Below are 22,141 nucleotides of genomic sequence, written 5' to 3'. Positions count from 1 at the left end.
GTGAAACGTAACAGTTACCGCCCTGGGAGGGCCTATGGATCTGCTCAATAACTTGCGGGTGTTCGTCCGGGTGGTGGACTGCGCAAGTTTCACCGCCGCCGCCGACGCGCTGGATCTGTCGACCGCGCAAGTGTCGCGACTGGTGGCGGATCTGGAGCAACATGTGCAGGCACGTTTGCTGCAGCGCACCACGCGCAGGTTGAGCCTGACCGAGGCCGGTGAACGCTTCCTGCTGCGCAGCAGGCAAATCCTTGAAGAAATGGAGGAGGCGACGGCAGAGGCGCGCGGTGCCCATCTCAAGCCAAGTGGACGGCTGCGGGTGCACAGCATGAATGGCCTGGGCGTGCTGATCACGCCGTTGATCGCCCGTTACAGTGAGCTGTACCCGGATGTGGTGTTCGAACTGACTTTGTCGCAGCGCAATCCCGATCCACTGGAGGAGGGGCACGATGTGGTGATTTCGATTGCCCACGAACTGCCCGATTCGCAATTGGTCGCCCAGGCCATCGGACAGATCTACAGTGTGCCCTGCGCCTCCCCGCAATACCTGCAACGGCGTGGCGTACCGCACACTCCGCTGGCGCTGAACGAGCATCAGTGCCTGCGCATGCTCGACCCTTTGTACAGCGATGAATGGGTGTTCCAGGATGAGCATGGCGAACAGGCGGTCAGTCCGGCGAAGACCTTTCAGTGCAACGTCGCCGAATCGATGGTCAAGGCCTCGGAGGCCGGCATGGGCATCAGCCTGATTCCGTTCTATACCGCAACGCGTCCCTTGAGCGACGGCACCTTGTTGCGCTTGCTGCCAGCCTGGCGCCCCCGTCAACGCAATGTGTACGCGATGTACCCGTCGCGGCGCTTTCTCGATGCCAAGGTCCGGACGTGGGTGGACTTTCTCAAGGCCGAATTACCCAAGCTGTTCGCTGAGCACGAAGCGGTGATGAACGATCCACGGCATTGGGCCTGAAGTCGAAGGGCATGCGAAGAGCGTAGACTGAGGGCCTGTTCTCTTTCGGCAAGCCAAGGGAGTGTGCCCAGCCATGATCGGCGCCGAGTTGCTGTCACCTGAAACCCTCACGGTGGGGTGGTTGATCTATGGCCCGGTGCTGATCTGGGCTGTCGCGCGAGCGCCGTGGGTCGAATTGTTCAGCGACAGTCGACGCCAGCATTTGTTGTTCGGTACGGTATTCGCGCTGTTCATGCTGTGGCTGGTGCGACGAGACTTCGATACCGGCGTGTCCTACCATTTTATCGGCATGACCGCCGTGACCCTGCTGCTCGACTGGCCGCTGGCGATTGTCGGCGGGCTGGTCGCGCAGGCGGGACTGGTGCTGCTGGGGCGCCAGGATCTGGCGGCGATGGGGGTCAATGGTGCGCTGCTGATCCTGCTGCCGGTACTGGTCACCGAGTGCTGCGCGATTCTTGTGGAGCGCGCTCAGCCGCGAAATCCCTTTGTCTATATTTTCGTTTCCGGATTTTTTGCAGCGGCGTTGTCGGCGTTGCTGTGTCTACTGCTGGCGCTGTGGTTGCTATGGTTCGACGGGCGTTTTGCCATGCCGTACTGGCTGGAAGATTTTGTCGGTTACCTGTGGCTGATCATTTTTCCGGAGGCCTTCATCAACGGCATGGTGGTCAGCGCGCTGGTGGTGTTCTCTCCCGAATGGCTGGAGACCTTCAATCGCACGCGCTACCTTTCGGCGCCCTGGAAAGACGACGATCCCAAATCTTGATCTGCTCGCCGAGAACCTCGATGGGGACCGGGACTACGGGTTCATGCGGCACTGATGCCCGGAGTCAGTGACGCTGTTCGAAATCTTCGCTGAACATGTCGTCTTCGGCGTCCGGACTGACCGGAATCTTGTGTTCTTCCGACGCCCAGGCACCCAGGTCAATCAGCTTGCAACGGTCCGAACAGAATGGCCGGAATTTGCTCTCGGGGCTCCATTCCACAGGGGCGCCACAGGTTGGGCAATCGACGGTTGGGGTTTGGCTCATGACTGGCCTCCACGCAAAGTAAGGTAAAAGTGATGCAGGCGTTCGACCTCGCTGTGCAGCCAGGCGAGGTCGCGGTCGTTGACCACCACATCGTCGGCATGGCTCACGCGATCCTGGCGGCTGGACTGGGCCTTGAGGATCGCCTGGACCTGTTGCTCGCTGGTCTGGTCGCGCTGCAGGGTGCGTTCGATCTGTAGTTGTTCGGGCGCGTCGATCACCAACACCCGTTGGGTCATGGCGTACTGTCCCGACTCGATCAACAGCGGCGAAACCAGAATCGCGTAAGGCGATTGTGCCTTGCTTAGATGATCGGCGATCTCCGTGGCGATCAGCGGGTGCAACAGCGCTTCGAGCCAGAGACGTTGTTCAGGCACTTCGAAGATCAATTTGCGCAACGCTGTGCGATCCAGTTGCCCGTCGGCTTGAAGGACGCCGGTGCCGAAGTGTTCGACGATCTTCGCCAGGGCCGGTCGGCCCGGTTCCACTACCCAACGCGACGCATGATCGGCGTCCACTACGTGCACACCCAAATCGATAAAGTGCTCGGCAGCCGCGCTTTTGCCGCTGCCGATGCCGCCGGTCAGGCCGAGAATCCAGGGTTTTTCCACAAGGGTATTCATTTCAAACCGACAAACTGCCAATAGAAGTCGGTTATTTGACCACCCCAGAGCAACGCAATCCAGCCGGCAATCGCCAGATAGGGCCCGAAAGGGATCGGCGTCGAGGTTTTCGCGTCGCGCACACGCAGCAAAATCACGCCGATAACGGCACCCACCAGGGATGACAACAGGATAGTCAGCGGCAAGATCTGCCAGCCGCCCCAGGCGCCCAGCATCGCCAACAGCTTGAAATCACCGTGGCCCATGCCGTCCTTGCCGGTGACCAGCTTGAACAGCCAGAACACCGACCACAGCGCCATGTAGCCGGCAACTGCGCCCCACAACGCCTCATGCAAGGGCACGAACAGCTCGAAGCTGTTGACGATCAGCCCCAGCCACATCAGCGGTAGCACCAGCACATCGGGTAACAGTTGGTGCTCGGCGTCGATCAGGCTCATGGCCAACAGGCCCCAGGTCAGGACAAGCACCATGCATGCCGGCCAACCGAATCCGAAGTGCCAGGCGATGAACGCCGACAGCAGACCGCAGGCCAGTTCGGTCAACGGGTAGCGTTTGCTGATCGGCGTCTTGCAGCTCGAGCATCGTCCCCGCAGAAACGCAAAACTGAGCAGCGGGATATTTTCCCAGGCGCGAATCCGGTGGCTGCAGTGCGGGCACTGAGAGTGCGGTAGCAGCAGGTTGTAAATCGGCAGAGGCGTTGCGTCAGGCAAACCCAGAATATCGTGGGCCTGTAGTCGCCACTCGCGCTCGAGCATTTTCGGCAGGCGCCAGGTCACCACATTGAGGAAGCTGCCGACCAGCAGGCCGAGCACTGCCGCAATGACGACGAAGGCCAGCGGATAGACCATCAGGATTTCGTTCAAGGGCATGTCAGATCGCAGAGCCAAGTTGGAAGATGGGCAGGTACATCGCAACCACCAGGCCACCGACAACAACCCCCAGCACCACCATGATGAACGGTTCCATCAGGCTGGTGAGGTTATCGACCATGTTATCCACTTCGTCCTCATAGAAACCCGCGACCTTGTCGAGCATGTCGTCCAGTGCCCCTGATTCTTCGCCAATGGCGGTCATCTGGATCGCCATGTTCGGAAAGATGCCGGAGGAGCGCATGGAGAAATTCAGCTGCACGCCGGTCGAAACGTCCTGCTTGATGCGCAGTACCGCACGCTTGAACACAATGTTGCCGGTCGCGCCTGCCACCGACTCCAGGGCCTCGACCAACGGCACGCCTGCGGCGAAGGTGGTCGACAGTGTACGGGCATAACGGGCCACCGCGGACTTGTACATCAGCGTGCCAACCAACGGCAGTTTCAGCAGCCAGGTATCCGTCCGGTCCCGAAAGACTTGCGACGTCTTGAAGGCGTGACGCAGGCCGAAGACCGCCGCGATCAGCATGCCGAGCATCACCCACCACCAGTCCTGCATGAATTCCGACAGGCCGATGATCATCACGGTGAAGGCCGGCAGTTCGGCACCAAATCCCTTGAACACCGACTCGAACTGCGGTACCACCTTGACCAGTAGAATCCCGGTCACGATGATCGCCACGAACACCACCGCGAGCGGGTAGGTCATGGCTTTCTTGATCTTCGCCTTGAGGCTTTCGCTCTTTTCCTTGTAGGTGGCCACCCGTTCCAGCAGGGTGTCCAGGGCGCCGGCCTGCTCGCCGGCATCGACCAGGTTGCAATAGAGCTCATCGAAGTACTGAGGCTTTTTGCGCAGCGCCGCGGCGAAGCTGTTACCCGCCGCGACTTCCTGTTTCACCTCATCCACCAGTTTGCGCATAGCCGGGTTATCGAAGCCTTCGCCAATGATGTCGAACGATTGCAGCAGCGGCACGCCAGCTTTCATCATGGTCGCCATCTGCCGGGTGAACAGGGCGATGTCCTGGGCCTTGATGCGCTTGCCCAGGTTGAGAATCGAGACGGATTTCTTGCGCACCTTGCCGGGATTGATGCCTTGCTTGCGCAACTGCGCCTTGATCAGTGCCGGATTCTGACCGCTGAGTTCGCCGGTCATTTTCGTGCCTTTCCTGTCCGTGCCTTCCCAGGCATACACGCTGATTTTTGCTGCTTTGACCGCCATGTTCAGTCCTTGGTGACCCGGTTGATTTCTTCAAGGCTGGTGATGCCCTGCATGGCCTTGATCAACCCGGAAGTACGCAGGTCGTTGAACCCGTCTTTACGCATCTGGGTATCGATTTCCAGTGAATTGCCCTCGGCCATGATCAGGCGTTGCAGCTCTGGTGTGTTCTTGACCACTTCATAAATCCCTACGCGCCCTTTGTAACCGTTGTTGCAGTGATCGCAACCGACTGGCTCATAGATCGTGAATGAGCCGATGCGTTCCTCGGGGAAGCCTTCCTTGAGCAGCGCCTCCCGGGGAATCTCGATGGGTTTCTTGCAATGGCTGCACAATTTGCGCGCCAGGCGCTGGGCGATGATCAGGCTGACCGAAGTGGCAATGTTGAACCCCTGGATACCCATGTTGTGCAGACGGGTCAGGGTTTCCGCAGCACTGTTGGTGTGCAGGGTCGACAGCACCAGGTGTCCGGTTTGGGCGGCCTTGATGGCGATTTCCGCAGTTTCGAGGTCACGGATTTCGCCGACCATGATCACGTCCGGGTCCTGACGCAGAAACGAGCGCAGCGCCTGGGCAAAGCCCAGGCCCTGCTTGGGATTGACGTTGACCTGGTTGATGCCTTCCATGTTGATCTCCACCGGGTCTTCGGCGGTGGAGATGTTGATATCCACGGTGTTGAGAATGTTCAGGCCGGTATAGAGCGACACGGTCTTGCCCGAGCCGGTGGGGCCGGTCACCAGGATCATCCCCTGTGGTTGCTTGAGCGCGGCCATGTACAAGGCTTTCTGGTCGGCCTCATAGCCCAGGGCATCGATGCCCATCTGCGCGCTGGACGGATCGAGGATCCGGATCACCACTTTCTCGCCCCACAGGGTCGGCAGGGTATTGACCCTGAAGTCGATGGACTTGCTCTTGGACAGGCGCATCTTGATCCGCCCGTCCTGGGGCCGGCGTCGTTCGGAGATGTCGAGGCTGGCCATGACTTTCAGCCGTGAAGCGATGCGGTTGGCCAGTTGAATCGGTGGTTTGGCGACTTCACGCAGCATGCCGTCGGTGCGCATCCGCACGCGATAGGTTTTTTCGTAGGGCTCGAAATGCAGGTCGGAAGAGCCGCTCTTGATCGCATCGAGCAACATCTTGTGAACGAAGCGCACCACGGGCGCGTCATCGACATCCTGCCCGGCGATGGCGTCCTGATTGTTGTCATCGATCGACTCGATGTCCACGCCATCGAGGTCGACGTCGGCCATGTCTTCCAGGCCGGTACTGTGGCTGTCGAAGAATTTTTCGATGGCGTCCGTGAGTTTTTCGTCTTCGACCAGAATCGCTTCGGTACTGAGGCCGGTGCTGAACTGGATGTCGTTGATGGCCTGGTGATTGGTCGGATCGGAAATCCCTACGAACAGTTTGTTGCCCCGTCGCCACAGTGGCAGGGCGTGGTGCTGGCGGACCAGCTTCTCGCTGACCAGGCCCCTGGGCTGGGTTTCCTTTTCCAGGCAATTGAGGTCCAGCAAGGCCATGCCGAAGTGCTCCGAGGCAATCTCGGCGACCTGACGGCTTTTCACCAGGTTGTTCTGCACCAGGTAACTGACCAGGGAAATCCGGTTGCGTTGGGCTTGCTGATACGCCTGTTGCGCGCTTTTGTCAGTGAGCAGTTCGGCCAGCACCAATTGCTTGGCCAGACCGCTAAGGGCGATGTCATTCATGGGGATACCGGACGCAGACAGTTCATGACTTATAGCCTAGTCAAGCGACGGAGCCAAACCAGGGGTGCTGAGGTGACAATAATTGTCAGAAAGTGCGGATTCTGCGGGTAGGAAACGGCGCTGCGTTGCCTTCACCTCCCGATAACTGGGGATGACGGGCTTGGCATGGGCTGTGCTGTGGCTAATTCAGATCATGAGATTTCGACTCATGCATGGAGCTTGTCTATGAATACTCAGAAAGGTTTTACGCTTATTGAATTGCTGATCGTGGTGGCGATCATCGGGATTTTGGCGACGTTTGCGTTGCCGGCTTACTCGAAATATCAGGCGCGAGCGAAGGTGACGGCCGGGCTGGCTGAGATCTCGGCGATGAAGGTGCCATACGAAGATTTGATTAATCAGGGCACTGCACCGACCGTCACTACCACCGCACCCGCCGGTGCTGCAAGTTCCAGTAACTGCACTTATACCGTTACGGGAGTGGCAGCTACAGGGGTAGGTACGATCGTCTGCAAAATCGAAAATGCCCCAGCGCCTGTGCTTGGACTGACAATAACCTTGAGCCGGGATCCAGCAACTGGTTGGTCATGTGCAACCGGCGTTACGCAGGAATACGCGCCTAAAGGTTGCAAGGGCGTTTGATAATAATTGTTGTATAGCTTGATCCAAACCCGCATCTCTCGATGCGGGTTTTTTTATTCGACGCTCGAAATGCTTTGCAAAGTAGAAAACTCCAACAATTCATGGCCTTAGGCCCACGGTAAAACCCGCAACTTGCATGTAGATAATTTCGAAGTCATGCATTTTGCATGATTCCGAAAATTAGGTGGTTTCTTAAGTATCTGATTTATAACGAATTATTAGCTGTCTCAAAGTTGGCACAGCGTTCGCAATATACCCAGTAACCCTGCTGACAAGACACGCAGCAGACTTTATGAAAAAACAGGAGTTACTCGTATGAAGAAGTTCGCTATCACTGCCGCTGCTGCTACCGCGCTGACCCTGACCATGGCAAGCGCTGCATTTGCCCAGACTCAAGCCACTCAAGCTCCAATGGTGCTGGCCGCCGGTGAAGTCACCGAAGCCAAAGAAGCCACTTCCGATACCTGGATTACCACCAAAGTCAAAGCAGACCTGGTGACCGAAAAAGGCATTCCTGGTACTGACATCAAGGTCGAAACCAACAAAGGTGTTGTTTCCCTGTCGTCTACCACCGCAGTGACTGAATCTCAGAAAGACGTCGCCGTGGCTATCGCCAAGAAAATCAAAGGCGTCAAAGCGGTCTCCGCTGACGGCCTCAAAGCCGAGTAAGGCAAGACTTCTCGCCTGAACCGGGAGAAGGCGCGGTAGCCGGGCCGAGTCATACGTCTGCCGCAACTTTAGAGTTCATGCGAAAGGCCACAAGGATGTGGTCATTACAGGCCCCGCACATTCGTGTCCGGGGCCTGTTCTATTGTGGGCGCCACAAAACAACTGTAGGAGCAAGCTTGCTCGCGATAGCGGTGTAACAGACAACACAAATGTTGAATGTGACGGCCTCATCGCGAGCAAGCTTGCTCCTACAACGATTGATGGCGTGCCTAATTACCGCGTTTACTGGTGATCTGCTTCAACCGATTACCTTCAAACCGCAGGTACTGATACATCCCGCCGTTAGGCCCGTAGGTCCATTCCTCGACCTGGAACTCTTCCCGCCGGTCCACGCTACGTTTGTAGCCCAGCAAATCCCGGCTGACCGGTTCACCGCATTTTTGCAGCACTTCACTGGACCTGTCCCCGACGCTGACCAGCTGACTGCCGCAGCGCAGGGTATCGGCGGCCGATGCCTGGCTGGCGGCCAATGCCAATACCACGGCTGCGAGCCACTGTGTATTCATCATTCCGCGTCCAGGTGCATCTGCGTGACAACCCGGCCATCACTTTCAGCCTGACCAAGACTGGTGTCGATGAAATACACCCGGTCATCCTCCAGCCTGGTCTTGTCCACCAGGTAATCCTTGATGCTGCTGGCGCGATCCTGACCCAGCTGGCGCAAGAGCACGTCGCTGGAGCTCCAGAACTGGATCACACCGTCGCGCATTTTCGCGGTGCGTTCTTCCTTGCCCAGATCCTTCCATTCGGCCGGTGGCTGAGTCTTCAAGCGTATGCGGTAGATACCTTCCAGCAGTGGACCTTTCTCGCTGTCCGGCACTTCTATCAGTGATGCCTGGGCCGGTACCTTGTCGCCGCGACGCTGGAGCATCTTGTAGTAGTTGTACTGGTATTCGCGCTCCAGGCGCTGTTCGGCAATCAGCGGGCCATCGCTACTTTGCGCGGCGGTGCCTTCGATCTCCAGGCGCAGGGCAGGGCGTTCCTTGAGTGCCTGGGACAGCTTGATCAGCGCAGCCTCGGCGTCTTTGCTCAGTTCGCTAGAGCCCGGGGCAAAGGCCACGGTACCCAGGTCTTGCGAGCCACCGCCACTGACCAGCCCTCCAATCATCTTGAATGGCGCGGCGGCGGCCTTGACGATCAGATTGCGCAGGGTCTGCCAGACAATCGGCATGATGCTGAACTGCGGGTTGTTCAGGTCACCGGTCACCGGCAGCTCGATGGAAATCTTGCCGTCGACATCCTTGAGCAACGCGATGGCGAGCTTCAGAGGCAGGCTCACCGCATCCGGGCTGTCGACTTTTTCACCCAGTTGCAGCTGTTCGACCACCACTTTGTTTTGCGCTTTGAGCTGGCCTTTGGTGATCAGGTAATGCAGGTCGAGATTGAGCCGACCCTTGCGGATGCGGTAGCCGGCGAATTTGCCGGAATAGGGCGTCAGGGTCGTCAGTTCCACCCGTTTGAAACTGGTGGCGATATCGAGGCTGGCCATCGGGTCGAACGGGTTGACCGAACCCTTGATGGTAACCGGCGCATAGCGGTCGACCTTGCCTTTGATGTCGACACTGGCCGGTTTCGCCTGGCGACTGTCGATGGTGCCGATCTGGCCGTTGAGCTGTTGAACGACAGTGGCGAAGTTCGGCGTCAGGCTGAAGTCGGCGAAGTTGGCCGAGCCGTCATTGATGGCAATGCCGCCAATGTGGATGCCCAGTGGTTTGTCCTTGGTCGCGGGTTTGGCCGCGGCGGCCTTGGCGCCGGAATCGGCCGGTTGTGGAATCAGCAGATCATCGATGTTGGTGGTGCGATCGTCGGCGATCATGAAGCGCACATAGGGTTGGAACAGGTTGACCTTGTCGATCGACAGGCTGTCGCCGTGCTGATAATTCAGGCCTTCGAGCACCAACTGCTGCCACTTGAGGAAGTCGCGGGTTTTCAGGGTGTCGAGGGTGTGCAGCTGATCGACCTGGGCGCGCCCGGTGACGCTGAACGCCAGCGGCTCGGTGCTCTTCAAGTCGACCGCCAGATCACTGCCGAGCATGCCGCTGCGCAGTTCCAGACGAATGAACGGATTGATGTAGGATTGCGCGACCCGCAGGTCGATGTCCTTGGTCTGGACGTTCAACCTGGCGCTGACCGGGGCCAGATTGACTTCGCCGTCCGCCATGATCTTGCCTTGCTTGCCCACGCCGGTATCGAGCTTGAGGTTGAAGGGCGAGCCATTGAGGCTGTCGAAGTTCTTCAGGTCCAGGTTCAGCGGGCCGACGTCCAGGGCCACGGCCGGTTGTGCCTTGCGGTCGGCCAGATGCACCTGGTAATCGCGCAATTGCACGTCTTTGAGCAGCACCTGCCAAGGCTTGCTCGGCGGCGCGGGGTCGGGTTTCGGCGAATCGGCGGCGGCCGGGGTGCTGGCCGGTTCGGCTTTGGCCTTGACGGCTTCTTTGGACGGTTGGCTGGCGAACAGTTTCTGCCAGTCCAGTTGCCCATCGGCTTCAAGGGCGGCCCAGGTTTCCAGTTTCCGACTGCGGATCTTGCCGACCACCACTTGCTGCCTGGCCAGGTCCACGGTGGTTTCGCTGATGTCCAGACGCTGCAGTTTTGCCAGCGGTCGGCCGTCTGGAGCCTTGACGGCAAAGGGCGCAATACTGACTGCGACGTTACTCAGCAGCAGTTCGGTTTCCTTGGACAAGTTGAGTTTATAGTCGGTGCTCAGGTCGAGGACGCCGTCTTCAAGCACCAATGGCACCGCGTCACGCACATAGGGCCAAAAGGCTTTCATCTTGCCATCGGTGATCTTCAGCTTACCTTCGGAGGCAAGCGGAATCAGGCTGAAGTTGCCGGTCCAGTCGAGCTGTCCACCTGACGGGCCGATGGCCACCAGCGTCATGTCGGCGCTGTCTTCAGGCAGGGTACTGAGGTTCTTCAGTTCGAAATCGAGCTTGTCGTAGAGGAATTCGATGGGTTCGCTGGGGCGTGCATCCTGGAAGTGCACATTACCGCCAGCCAGTTTGATCCGATCCACGCGCAGCGGAAACGGCTTGGCATTCGGGTCGGTCGGAGTCGGCTCGCTGGCGGGCAGTTTGAACAGCCCCAGCAGATTGAGCTTGCCGTCCTTGCCGAAGAGGATTTCGGTCTTGGGTTTGTCCAGTTCGATGTCGGACAGGTGCAGCGCCTTGGTCCAGACGCTGTCGATCTGCAGATTGGCGTACAGCCGCTCGAAGCCGACCTGTTCCTTGCCCGGCTCGCCGATGACCAGGCCCCACAGGGTGACCTCGAGGCTGAACGGGTTGAGCTCGATTCGCGTCAGCGTAGCGGGCGTCGTCGCGTAATTGGCCAGTTGCTGGTTGGCCACTCGCAATGCGATACCCGGCAAAATCAGAAACCCCAGCAGGCTGTAGAGGGCCAGCGCGGTCAACAGAGCGCCAATGGCGCGAATCAATCCTTTGGGCATGTGTGGCTTCATTTGTCTGAATCGGAGTGCCTTGGAGTATGGCACGCGAATCTGGTTCCGAAGTCAGTGCGCTTTCAGGATTTGTTTTACGCTGTTGCTGAATCTCAGAGCTGCAGGATCAGTGTTTTCAGCGGCGGCTGTTGATCCATGGACGGAAAATCGCCGCCCGGTTTCATCACTGTCCACTCACGCACTGGACGCCCGGCCTTCTCTGCGCAACGCAAGACCTGTTCGCGCCAGTCGTCCATGCTGACCTTTGCCAGGTTGTTGCAGCAGATCAGCACGCCGTGATCGGCGGTGGTCAACAGCGCCGGTTTGAGCAGGCTCTGGTAGTCGCGCAGCAGGTCGACGGTGCCGAAAGCGCTCTTGGCCCAGGCCGGCGGATCCAGTAGCACCAGATCGTACTGACGCTGTTCCAGGCGCGGATAGCTCGGCAGCTTCTGTCCGCGGCGCTGGCTGATGGGCAGGCCGGCCAATTGACGGATGGCCGGGAAGTAGTCGGACTGGATGAACTGCATGGCGGGCAGTTGCGGATTGAGCAGACCGTTCTCGCGACCGACCGCCAGGTTGCCTTCGGCGAAGTCCAGGTTGCACACCTCGCTGGCGCCACCGGCTGCGGCGCTCAGGCCAACGCCGCAGGTATAGGCAAACAGGTTCAGCACACTTTTGTTTTCGCTGTGCGCCTTGACCCAGCCGCGGGTGTTGCGCAGGTCGAGAAACAGCAGTGGATCCTGGCCGGCATGACGACCACGAACCCTGTAGTTCAGGCCCCATTCATGGCCGATCAGGTCTTGTAGGGCGGCTTCCTCGGCGCGGTAGACGGTGTCTTCGCGGTCGATGCGCGAGTTGCCCCGGGAGCGGTCGTTGTACACCAGCAGGGTGTCGAGGCCCAGGTGCTGATTGATGGTGTCGTGCAGTTGCAGCAGGGCATCGCGCTCCAGCGACTGGTGAAAGCTTTGCACCAACAGTTGCGGGCCGTAGCGATCGATTGTCAGGCCGCCAGCGCCTTCCTGGCTGCCATGGAACAGGCGATAGCAATCGGTGCCTTGCTGGTGCAGCTCGGCGAGCAGGTCCTGGCGACGATCGAGGGCGGCGCGCAGCGCCTGATTCAAGGAAGACATGCTGGGCGCCTTGCAGGAGGGAATTCGGGCGCGGGAGTTTAACACTGTGGCGAGGGGGATTGCCTGTGGCGAGGGAGCTTGCTCCCGATGGGCTGCGAAGCGGCCCCACAATCCAAGCCCTTGTCAAAGATTTGCGAGCGCTTCGCACTCGAGCGGGAGCAAGCTCCCTCGCCACAGAAGGCGGACGGTCGACGTTTTTGTGTTTAATCTGGTTCAGGTCAACAGGCCCATCCGCCGCCTGGCCCGCTGCACCGAGCCGTTACGCACCGCCCAGCGCAACATCGGCGCACTGCGATTGACGCTGGCGCGGATCAGCTTGCGTTGCAGCGGGCCCTGATTGACGCCCAGCATGTCGCTGGCCCAATCCGGCAGCAGGTCGATCCCGGCCTGCATCATCAAGCCGCCGAAAGGCTTGGCCAGACGGCTGGGGGCGGGTGCGTTCAGCAGCAGTCGCAGCACTTCCCGACTGCGTTCGTCGCACAGCAGTTGCGGGCGCATTCGCTCAAGGTAATCGGCAATCTCCTGCCGGGACCGGGGAACGTCACGTGCGCCCAGACGTTCAGCAACCATGGCGATTTCGGCGTAATAGCGATCCTGATCGGCCAGGGACAGCTCAGGGTTGCGGTAACGCAGGTGCGCGGCAAGGAAATTGCTGACCTCGGCCACGTGGACCCAGGTCAGTAGATCGGGATCGCTGGCGGCGTATGGCCGACCATCCGGGGCCGTGCCGGTCACTTGCAGGTGGATGGTGCGGACTTTCTCGATCAGCCAGTCGGCGTCCTTTCGCGAACCGAACGTGGTGCCGGAAATGAATTGCCCCGTGCGGCGCAAGCGGCCGAGCATGTCCTGGCGAAAATTCGAATGGTCCCAGACCCCGGCCAGGGCCAGTGGATGCAGGGCTTGCAACATCAGGGCACTGATGCCGCCGATCAGCATGCTGCTGAAATCGCCATGGACTTGCCAGCTTACCGAATCGGGACCGAACAGGCCGGGATCGCCCTTGGGGTTTTCCAGGTCCAGCTTGCCCAGGGACAGACCGGTGAGGCTCATGATCTGGGTTTCGATGCGGGTGCGGATGAATTCCATGGCGACCTGTAGGAGCGAGCTTGCTCGCGATGGACGTTAACGATGACGCGGGCTGTCTGAATGCACGCGGCGCCCATGCGTTTTTCGCGAGCAAGCTCGCTCCTACAGGGGGCCGCGCACACATTACTGGTTCAGGCGTTTATCCACCAGCTCCTGAACCACACTGGGATCAGCCAGGGTCGAAGTGTCGCCCAATGTGTCCAGCTCGTTGCAGGCGATCTTGCGCAGAATCCGCCGCATGATCTTGCCTGAACGGGTTTTCGGCAAGGCCGGGGCCCACTGGATCAAATCCGGTTTGGCGAAGCTGCCGATTTCCTGGCTGACATGCGCCAGCAGTTCCTTCTTCAGATCGTCGTTGGGCTCGGTGCCGTTCATGGGCGTGATGAAGGCATAAATGCCCTGGCCCTTGATGTCATGGGGATAACCGACCACCGCGGCTTCAGCGATGCTGTCATGGAGCACCAGGGCGCTTTCCACTTCGGCCGTGCCGATGCGGTGTCCGGACACATTGATCACGTCGTCGATGCGCCCGGTGATCCAGTAGTCGCCGTCCTCGTCGCGCCGCGCGCCATCGCCGGTGAAGTAATAGCCGGGGTAAGGCTTGAAGTAGGTGTCGACCATCCGTTGCGGGTCACCGTAGACACTGCGAATCTGCGCTGGCCAGCTGGATTTGATCACCAGCACGCCGCTGCCGGCGCCCTTGATCTCCTTGCCCACTTCATCGAGCAGCACCGGTTGCACGCCGAACATCGGCTGCGTGGCGCAGCCGGGTTTGATCCGTTGGGCGCTGACCAGGGGGCTGAGCATGATGCCGCCGGTTTCGGTCTGCCACCAGGTGTCGACGATCGGGCAACGCTGCTCGCCGACGGCATTGAAGTACCATTCCCAGGCTTCCGGGTTGATCGGCTCACCGACACTGCCGAGTAATCTGAGGCTTGCGCGGGACGTTTCCTTCAAGGGCCCCAGACCTTCGCGCATCAGCGAGCGCAGGGCGGTCGGCGCGGTGTAGAAGATGTTCACATGGTGCTTGTCGATCACTTGCCAGAAGCGCGAGCTGCTCGGATAGCTGGGCACGCCTTCGAAGATCAGCGTGGTGGCGCCGTTGGCCAGCGGACCGTAGACGATGTAGCTGTGGCCGGTCACCCAGCCGACATCGGCGGTGCACCAGAAGACTTCGTCATCGCGGTAGTCGAGCACGTACTTGAAGGTCATTGCCGCCTGGAGCAGGTAGCCACCGGTGGTGTGCAGCACGCCTTTGGGTTTGCCCGTGCTGCCGGAGGTGTAGAGGATGAACAGCGGATCTTCGGCGTCCATCGGCTCAGGCGGGCAATCGTCGCTGACGTCGCGCAGCGCCTGGTGATACCAGATATCGCGGCCTTCGACCCAGTCGACCTCACCCTGGGTGCGTTCGACCACAATGACCGTGCTGACATTCGGGCAGCTTTGCAGCGCCTTGTCGACCTTCTGCTTGAGCGGCACGACTTTACCGCCGCGCACGCCTTCATCGGCGGTAATCACGGTGCGGCAGTCGGCGTCGAGAATACGGTCGCGCACAGAGTCCGGAGAAAAACCACCAAACACCACCGAGTGCACCGCCCCGATCCGGGTGCAGGCGAGCATGGCGTAGGCCGCTTCGGGGATCATCGGCATGTAGATGCACACCCGGTCGCCTTTCTTCACTCCACGGCTTTTGAGCACGTTGGCCAGGCGACAGACGTTGTGATGCAGTTTTTTGTAGGTGATCTGCGTGGATTCCGCGGGGTCGTCGCCTTCCCAGATGATTGCGATCTGATCGCCGCGTTTTTCCAGGTGGCGGTCGATGCAGTTATAACTGACATTCAACTTCCCGCCGGCAAACCAGCTGGCTTCGCCGGTTTTCAGGTTATAGCGCTGGACGGTATCCCATGGGGTACTCCAGTCGAGAAAGAGAGTGGCTTGTTCAGCCCAGAAGGTGCTCGGGTGCTCAATGGATTGGCGGTACAGATGCTGATAGTCGTCTTGACTCAAGTTTGCAGCCCGGCGGACGGCATCGGCCTTGGGGAACGTGCTGATATCGAACATGACGGTTCCTTATTCTTGTTTTTGGACAAGAGGGGAGCTACACGACCCTCGTAGGAGCCGGCTTGCTGGCGATAGCGGTGTGTCATTCAACATTTGTGTCGACTGATACGACGCTATCGCCAGCAAGCCGGCTCCTACAAGGTTAGTACCTCCTGCAGGAGTGGCGTCAAATCACCCGCGGTGACGACCGCGGAAGTAGTCGATCAAGCCTTGGGTAGAAGCATCGTCGGCCGGTGTTTCTTCGCTGCCGACCAGGCGGTTGTAGACGCCTTTGCCCAGCTCCTTGCCCAGCTCCACCCCCCATTGGTCGAAGGCATTGATGCCCCAGACGACGCTTTGCACGAAGACTTTGTGTTCGTACATCGCCACCAGCGCACCGAGACGACGCGGGCTGATGCGCTCGACCACCAGGGTGTTGCTCGGACGGTTGCCCGGAATCACCTTGTGCGGTGCGATTTTCTGTATGTCTTCTTCGCTCACGCCCTTGTCACGCAATTCGGCTTCCGCCTCGGCGCGGTTCTTGCCGATCATCAGTGCCTGACTTTGCGACAGGCAGTTGGCGTACAGCCACTGATGATGGTCGGACACCGGGTTGAAGCTGACAATCGGCACGATGAAGTCGGCGGGGATCAGTTGGGTGCCCTGGTGCAGCAACTGATGATAGGCGTGCTGACCGTTGCAACCGACGCCACCCCAGATCACCGGACCGGTGTCGGTGGACACGGCAGTGCCGTCCTGGCGCACGCTCTTGCCATTGGATTCCATGTCCAGCTGTTGCAAATGCTTGGTGATGTTGCGCAGGTAGTGGTCGTACGGCAGGATCGCGTGGCTCTGCGCGCCCCAGAAGTTGCCGTACCACACACCCAGCAAGGCCAGCAGCACGGGCATGTTCTGTTCGAATGGAGCGCTCTGGAAATGCTGGTCCATGGTGTAGGCACCGGACAGCAGTTCCTTGAAGTTCGACATGCCGATGGCCAGGGCAATTGGCAGACCGATGGCCGACCACAGCGAGTAACGCCCGCCGACCCAGTCCCACATCGGGAAGATGTTTTCTTCGCGGATACCGAACGCCACGGCCGCCGCGTTGTTGCTGGAGACGGCGATGAAGTGACGATACAGCTCGGCTTCCGAGCCACCCTGAGCCAGGTACCAGGCACGTGCGGCCTGGGCATTCTTCAGGGTTTCGAGGGTGTTGAAGGATTTCGACGAGACGATGAACAGCGTGGTCTCGGCGCGCAGCTTCATGGTCAGTTCGTGGAACTCACTGCCATCGATGTTCGCCAGGTAGTGGCAGCGTACGCCTTTCTGCGCGTAGGACAGCAGCGCTTCAGAGACCAGCTCCGGGCCGAGGAACGAGCCACCGATGCCGATGTTCACCACGTCCGTGATCGGTTTCTCGGTGTAACCACGCCACAGGCCGTCGTGGATACGGCCCACGAGGTCGGTGATCTGGTTCAGCACCTTGTGCACTTCGGGCATCACGTTGACGCCGTTGACCGACAGCTTGTCGCCCACCGGGCGGCGCAGGGCGGTGTGCAGGGCCGGACGACCTTCCGAGGAGTTGAGGATCTCGCCGTCGAACAGCGCTTTGATCGCGCCCTTGAGGTCGACTTCGTTGGCCAGGCCCACCAGCAGGTTGCGGGTCTCGGCGTTGATCAGGTTCTTCGAATAGTCGAGAAACAGGCCACAGCTGCTGAGGGTGAATTGAGTAAAGCGCTGCGGGTCTGCATTAAACGCTTCGCGCATGCTGAAATCCTGCATGGCTTGGCGGTGGTCATTCAACGCTTGCCAGGCGGGCAGAGCGGTCACATCGTGAGGAGTGCGGTAGTACGCCATCGCTGCGGGTTTCCTTTTTACTTGAACGGCCTTTGAACACTAAAAAATCCCGGAGCGCTGTGGGTGGGCGGTCCGGTCAACTGCGTCGACACGATTTCATGGCGCAGGGCGAATACAGTAACCCCCGCGCGGGGATCTGTCTTGACTTTGTCTGACCTGTTTCCGGTACTTTTTTAACATCGGACCGAGGAACAGTCCGACAGACGGAAGGGAGGAAGCACTTCGTTATGAATATAGCCGCATATCTAATGTGGGAGCGGGCTTGCTCCCACAGGGGGATGGTGATGGGTCAGGCGGATGCTTCGAGGTTCAGATGCAGGTTGTCGATCAAGCGCGTAGTACCGAGGAATGCCGCCACCAGAATCACCAGATCCCGATCCTGCGCAGTCGCCGGGCGCAAGGTCTTGGCATGGCGAATCTCCAGGTAATCAGGACGCAGGCCAGCCGCTTCAAGCTGCTTGACCTGTGCAGCGATCAACGCCGGGAAATCCCGGTCGCCCTGTTTGATTGCCTCGGCGATCTGGCTCAGCCCGCGGTACACGACAGGCGCAACGGCCCGCTGCTCTTCGCTGAGGAAGCCATTGCGCGACGACAGCGCCAGGCCGTCGGCCGCACGCACGGTCGGCTCGCCGATGATCTGGATCGGCATGTTCAAGTCATGGACCAGGGATTTGATCACCGCCAACTGCTGAAAGTCTTTCTGGCCAAAGATCGCCAGGTCCGGCTGGACCATGTTGAATAACTTGCTGACGACCGTCGCCACCCCTTCGAAATGCCCGGGACGGCTGGCGCCGCACAAACCTTCGGAGAGCTGCGGAACACTGACCCGGGTCTGGCCAGTCATGCCGTCGGGGTACATCTCTTCGACGGAGGGGGCGAACAGCAAATGGCAACCGGCCTCGAGCAGTTTCTCCTGGTCAGCGGCCAGCGTGCGCGGGTACTTGTCGAGGTCTTCGCCGGCACCGAATTGCAAAGGGTTGACGAAAATGCTCGCAACCACGAAATCCACCCGTTGGGTGGCTTTGGTAATCAGCGCGATATGGCCGCTGTGCAGGTTGCCCATGGTCGGCACGAAGCCGATGCGCTTGCCTTCGCTACGGGCGCGGGCCACGGCGGCCCGCAGATCGCGTACGGTCTTGACGGTGTTCATGCAGAAAATCCGTGTTCGATGCCGGGGAAAGATGCCGCTTTTACTTCAGTGACGTAGGCGCTCAAGGCGGCGTGAATGCTGGTCTGGCCAGTCATGAAGTTCTTCACGAACTTGGGTACGCGGCCGGTGATGGAAAGGCCCAGCATGTCGTGCAGCACCAGAACCTGGCCATCGGTAGCACTGCCGGCACCGATACCGATCACCGGGATCTTCACCGCGTGGCTGATTTCTTCGGCCAGTTCACTCGGCACGCATTCGAGCAGCAGCATGGCCGCGCCGGCCTGTTCAAGGGAGATCGCATCAGCACGCATCTGCCGCGCCTGGTTTTCATTGCGGCCCTGGACTTTGTAACCGCCGAGGATGTTCACCGACTGCGGCGTCAGCCCCATGTGCGCGCAGACCGGAATGCCACGCTCGGCCAGCAGGCGGATCGAGTCCGCCAGCCACAATGCACCTTCAACCTTGACCATGTGCGCACCGGCCTGCATCAACAGCGCGCTGTTGGTCATGGCTTGTTCGGTGGTGGCGTAGGCCATGAAGGGCAGGTCGGCAAGGATCAACGCATCGGTGTTGCCGCGTTTGACGCAGGCCACGTGATAAGCCATTTCAGCGGTGGTGACCGGCAGGGTGCTGTCGTGACCCTGCAAAACCATGCCGAGGGAGTCGCCCACCAGCAGCACTTCGACACCCGCCTCATTGCAAGCGTGGGCGAAAGTTGCGTCATAGCAGGTCAGCATGGTGATTTTTTCACCTTTTTGCTTGAGACCTTGCAGCGTGGTCAGGGTGATGGCTGGCATGAAAAGTTCCTCATTCAGGCGCTGTGGAAACTACTGCGAGTAACGCGCATGATTCTTCGTTAACGACAGGCGCACGGTCTGGTGTCGTGCTTTTAAGGCCTGGATTGCGCCCTTCAACGCCGTGTTGGCGACAACGGGACGCCTATAGTCGTGAGGAGAACTCGGGAAGTCAATTGGGTGTGTTACCGCGTTGTTACGTGGGGGGTGTTACCGGGGTAACTGATGCGTTTCAGCAAATTCTGCGAGAACAACACAAACCAATGTGGGAGCGAGCCTGCTCGCGAAGCGGTGTGTCATTCAGCAGTGATGCCGACTGATCCACCGCATTCGCGAGCAGGCTCGCTCCCACAGGGGATTTTTGTCAACTTTGGGAGAGGCGTTCCAGGCCGACGAACGGGCAGGCTGCGAGCAATTCGCTAAGTACGCGGCCATCTGCAAGACGCAAATCCGCAGGCGCAAGTTCCGCCAGCGGATACAGCACGAAGGCCCGTTCCTGCAGATGGTAATGAGGCACCTTGAGCCGAGGCTCGTCGATCAGTCGATCACCAAACAGCACGATGTCGAGATCCAGCGTACGCGGCCCCCAGCGTTCCAGGCGCTCGCGGCCCTGTCCATTTTCGATGGCTTGCAGCGCATCCAGCAGCTCCAGCGGTGGCAGCGTGCTGTCGAGGGCGGCGACCGCGTTGGTGTACCGCGGTTGTCCGGGCAGCAGCGAGTCACTCTGATAAAACCCGGAAACCGCGACCAGGTCGGTCTGCGGCAGCTGCGCCAGGGCTTCGACCGCGCTGCGCAATTGTTCGGCGGGGTCAGCCAGATTGCTGCCCATGCCGATGTAGATGCGTTCCATGGGTTACTCGCCCGTGGCGCTCGGCGCGCCGGCCGCGCGTTTGCGCTTGGCGCCACCGCTACGGCGACGTTTGCGCGGCGCACCGGTGCCGTCATCCTTGCCACTGAGGTCGCGGATCATGTCCCGACGTTCGCTGTCGTTGGCGTCCTGATAATCGGTCCACCATTCGCCCAGACCATCGGTCTGTTCGCCGGCGCTTTCGCGCAGCAGCAGGAAGTCGTAACCGGCGCGGAATCGCGGGTTGTCCAGCAACAGATCGGCGCGTTTGCCGCTGCGGCGGGGCAGGCGCTCCTGCATGTCCCAGATCTCGCGGATCGGCATGGTGAAGCGTTTGGGAATCGCGATCCGCTGGCACTGCTCGGCAATCAGCTCGTGTGCCGCTTCCTGCATCGCCGGAATCGGCGGCATGCCACGTTCTTGCAGACGCAGTACGCGGGCTGGCAGGGCAGGCCATAGCAGGGCTGCAAACAGGAACGCCGGGGTCACCGGTTTGTTCTGCTTGATGCGCAGGTCGGTGTTGATCAACGCTTCGCTGATCAAGGTGTGGGTATACGTCGGGTTGTATTCCAGCGCCTCGGCACTGGCCGGGAACAACGGATCAAACAGCTGCAGGTCGACCAGCATCTCGAAGGTGTCCGCGGCATGGCCGGAGAGGAACAACTTGAGTACTTCTTCGAACAGGCGGGCCGACGGGATCTCGCGCAGCATCGGTGCCAGGTCGCGAATCGGCGCGGCGCTGTGTTTTTCGATACCGAAATTCAGCTTGGCGGCGAAACGCACGGCCCGCAACATCCGTACCGGGTCTTCCTGGTAACGTTGCTTCGGATCGCCGATCAGGCGGATCAGGTGATTGCGAATGTCGTGTACGCCGTTGGCGTAGTCGAGGATGCGTTCACTGACCGGGTCGTAATACAGGGCGTTGATGGTGAAGTCGCGACGTTGCGCGTCTTCTTCCAGCGTGCCGTAGACGTTATCGCGCAGGATGCGCCCGCTCTCGTTGCGGGAAGACTGGTTGCTGTCTTCCTCCTCGTCGTTTTGCGGGTGGTTGGCACGGAAGGTCGCGACTTCGATGATTTCGCGGCCAAAGTGGATGTGTACCAGTTTGAAGCGACGGCCGATGATCCGCGCGTTGCGGAATTCGGCCCGGACCTGTTCGGGTGTGGCGCTGGTGGCGACATCGAAGTCTTTTGGCGTGATGCCCAGCAGCATGTCGCGCACGCAACCACCGACCAGGTAAGCCTGGTAACCGGCGTTCTGCAGGCGATCGACGATATTCACCGCATAACGGCTGAATTGCCCCTTTTGCAGCGAATGTTGGCCGCTGTTAAGCACTTCAGGCGTGCTGCGAATGTGTTGCGTATGACGCTTTGGAGAACGGAATGACTGGAACAGCTTCTTCAGCATGGGATGCACTGTTTGAAGGAATGTTCGGCCATAACGAAGAATGACCGCATGATGGGCGGGGATTCTAGCATTTAGTCAGGGGATGGTGTAGGACACAGCAGATATGAGCTGTAGGAGCGGGATTTCTCGAATCGTGGAAACTACAAGGGGAGCCGAAGCTCCCCAAGAAAGTAGTTGCGTGCTCTATTTTTATTTTTGATTCGGGCTTCTTGTTTTTGTTGAGTGCCCTCGCCATGAAGCTTTTCCTTCATGACCCTCCCAATCGGGAGCCAAGAGCAAACGGATTGCTTTGGTCGCTGTGTTGCAGTGATCTTGCGATCCAACCAGTTCAGGCTCTGTCTAGTGACAGTTTTTTGTTGTTCTCGGCCTGGTCGTGGGGCACGCCCCAAATACAACGCCTCTCCAAAAGAATCAGTTAGCTGCGCCTCTCGCCGTCTTGTTTTTATTGTGCGTGAGTCGATTCGTCTTATTTTTATTGTCTTGTGCATTGCTTGTTATTGTTCTTGTACCAAACATATAGCAGGGGGCGTGCCAACTTTTGTGAGACCCAGCAAAACAAGGGCTTGCGTGGTCAGAGCAGGTTTTTCGAGGCCAAAAAAAACCGGGGCTTCGTTACC

General features: G+C 59.5%; 19 protein-coding genes. 4 read left to right on the top strand and 15 right to left on the bottom strand.

The window, feature by feature from the left end; all coding sequences use genetic code 11:
* The first annotated feature begins 34 nt into the window (after window positions 1-34).
* Both ACA041_RS27680 and ACA041_RS27675 read left to right on the top strand, forming a co-directional pair.
* Entirely contained in the window at window positions 35-967 is a 933-nt protein-coding gene (locus ACA041_RS27680; RefSeq protein WP_497438712.1) for a LysR family transcriptional regulator, read from the top strand.
* Window positions 968-1,040: 73 nt separating this feature from the next.
* Window positions 1,041-1,730: an energy-coupling factor ABC transporter permease gene (locus ACA041_RS27675; RefSeq protein WP_497438711.1), complete on the top strand. Its 690-nt coding sequence runs from the start codon at window positions 1,041-1,043 to the stop codon at window positions 1,728-1,730.
* 64 nt (window positions 1,731-1,794) lie between these two features.
* Here ACA041_RS27675 and yacG read toward each other — a convergent pair whose 3' ends face one another.
* The 5 genes from yacG to pilB are packed head-to-tail and all read right to left on the bottom strand — an operon-like array spanning window position 1,795 to window position 6,406.
* Window positions 1,795-1,995 (bottom strand): DNA gyrase inhibitor YacG, encoded by a 201-nt coding sequence (gene yacG, locus ACA041_RS27670; RefSeq protein WP_497438710.1) that lies wholly within the window; start codon window positions 1,993-1,995, stop codon window positions 1,795-1,797.
* Complete coding sequence (gene coaE / locus ACA041_RS27665; protein ID WP_497438709.1) at window positions 1,992-2,615, bottom strand: dephospho-CoA kinase; 624 nt, start codon at window positions 2,613-2,615, stop codon at window positions 1,992-1,994. The genes yacG and coaE overlap by 4 nt, the downstream gene beginning before the upstream one ends.
* Complete coding sequence (locus ACA041_RS27660; protein WP_497438708.1) at window positions 2,612-3,484, bottom strand: prepilin peptidase; 873 nt, start codon at window positions 3,482-3,484, stop codon at window positions 2,612-2,614. Before ACA041_RS27660 ends, coaE begins: the two co-directional genes overlap by 4 nt.
* 1 nt (window position 3,485) lies before the next feature.
* Window positions 3,486-4,703 (bottom strand): type II secretion system F family protein, encoded by a 1,218-nt coding sequence (locus ACA041_RS27655; RefSeq protein WP_497438707.1) that lies wholly within the window; start codon window positions 4,701-4,703, stop codon window positions 3,486-3,488.
* A 2-nt stretch (window positions 4,704-4,705) separates the two neighbouring features.
* Window positions 4,706-6,406: a type IV-A pilus assembly ATPase PilB gene (gene pilB / locus ACA041_RS27650; RefSeq protein WP_497438706.1), complete on the bottom strand. Its 1,701-nt coding sequence runs from the start codon at window positions 6,404-6,406 to the stop codon at window positions 4,706-4,708.
* Window positions 6,407-6,631: 225 nt separating this feature from the next.
* On the opposite strand from pilB, the gene ACA041_RS27645 reads away from it, so the two are divergent.
* Entirely contained in the window at window positions 6,632-7,048 is a 417-nt protein-coding gene (locus ACA041_RS27645) for a pilin (protein WP_497438705.1), read from the top strand.
* Between the two features lie 315 nt (window positions 7,049-7,363).
* On the top strand, window positions 7,364-7,717 hold the full coding sequence (locus ACA041_RS27640) for a BON domain-containing protein (protein ID WP_497438704.1): 354 nt from the start codon (window positions 7,364-7,366) through the stop codon (window positions 7,715-7,717).
* A 269-nt stretch (window positions 7,718-7,986) separates the two neighbouring features.
* Here the strand turns inward: ACA041_RS27640 and ACA041_RS27635 are convergent, their stop codons facing one another.
* From ACA041_RS27635 to ACA041_RS27590, 10 genes are all read right to left on the bottom strand, one after another.
* Window positions 7,987-8,283, bottom strand: coding sequence for a DUF2845 domain-containing protein (locus tag ACA041_RS27635; RefSeq protein ID WP_497442186.1), 297 nt, complete (start codon window positions 8,281-8,283; stop codon window positions 7,987-7,989).
* Window positions 8,283-11,234: a DUF748 domain-containing protein gene (locus ACA041_RS27630; RefSeq protein ID WP_497438703.1), complete on the bottom strand. Its 2,952-nt coding sequence runs from the start codon at window positions 11,232-11,234 to the stop codon at window positions 8,283-8,285. The genes ACA041_RS27635 and ACA041_RS27630 overlap by 1 nt, the downstream gene beginning before the upstream one ends.
* 92 nt (window positions 11,235-11,326) lie before the next feature.
* The gene (locus tag ACA041_RS27625; RefSeq protein WP_497438702.1) at window positions 11,327-12,343 is read right to left on the bottom strand and encodes a class I SAM-dependent rRNA methyltransferase; all 1,017 of its coding nucleotides are present in this window, start codon (window positions 12,341-12,343) and stop codon (window positions 11,327-11,329) included.
* Between the two features lie 213 nt (window positions 12,344-12,556).
* Entirely contained in the window at window positions 12,557-13,429 is an 873-nt protein-coding gene (locus ACA041_RS27620) for an oxygenase MpaB family protein (protein ID WP_497438701.1), read from the bottom strand.
* 123 nt (window positions 13,430-13,552) lie between these two features.
* Window positions 13,553-15,490 (bottom strand): acetate--CoA ligase, encoded by a 1,938-nt coding sequence (gene acs / locus ACA041_RS27615; protein ID WP_497438700.1) that lies wholly within the window; start codon window positions 15,488-15,490, stop codon window positions 13,553-13,555.
* Window positions 15,491-15,661: 171 nt separating this feature from the next.
* A complete protein-coding gene (gene pgi / locus ACA041_RS27610) occupies window positions 15,662-17,326 on the bottom strand; it encodes a glucose-6-phosphate isomerase (RefSeq protein ID WP_497438699.1) in 1,665 nt (554 codons plus the stop codon).
* A gap of 289 nt (window positions 17,327-17,615) precedes the next feature.
* Window positions 17,616-18,476 carry a pantoate--beta-alanine ligase gene (gene panC / locus ACA041_RS27605; protein WP_497438698.1) on the bottom strand — a complete coding sequence of 287 codons (861 nt, stop codon included), beginning with the start codon at window positions 18,474-18,476 and terminating at the stop codon, window positions 17,616-17,618.
* Window positions 18,473-19,273, bottom strand: a complete 801-nt coding sequence (gene panB / locus ACA041_RS27600; RefSeq protein WP_497438697.1) for a 3-methyl-2-oxobutanoate hydroxymethyltransferase — start codon at window positions 19,271-19,273, stop codon at window positions 18,473-18,475. Before panB ends, panC begins: the two co-directional genes overlap by 4 nt.
* Window positions 19,274-19,634: 361 nt before the next feature.
* Window positions 19,635-20,120, bottom strand: a complete 486-nt coding sequence (gene folK / locus ACA041_RS27595) for a 2-amino-4-hydroxy-6-hydroxymethyldihydropteridine diphosphokinase (RefSeq protein WP_497438696.1) — start codon at window positions 20,118-20,120, stop codon at window positions 19,635-19,637.
* A gap of 3 nt (window positions 20,121-20,123) precedes the next feature.
* Window positions 20,124-21,524, bottom strand: a complete 1,401-nt coding sequence (locus ACA041_RS27590; protein ID WP_497438695.1) for a polynucleotide adenylyltransferase PcnB — start codon at window positions 21,522-21,524, stop codon at window positions 20,124-20,126.
* Between the last annotated feature and the right edge of the window lie 617 nt (window positions 21,525-22,141).

Source organism: Pseudomonas sp. LBUM1676, assembly GCF_059695605.1.
The sequence above is the reverse complement of the archived record's forward strand: the minus strand, read 5'-3'. Positions and strand labels throughout refer to the sequence as shown.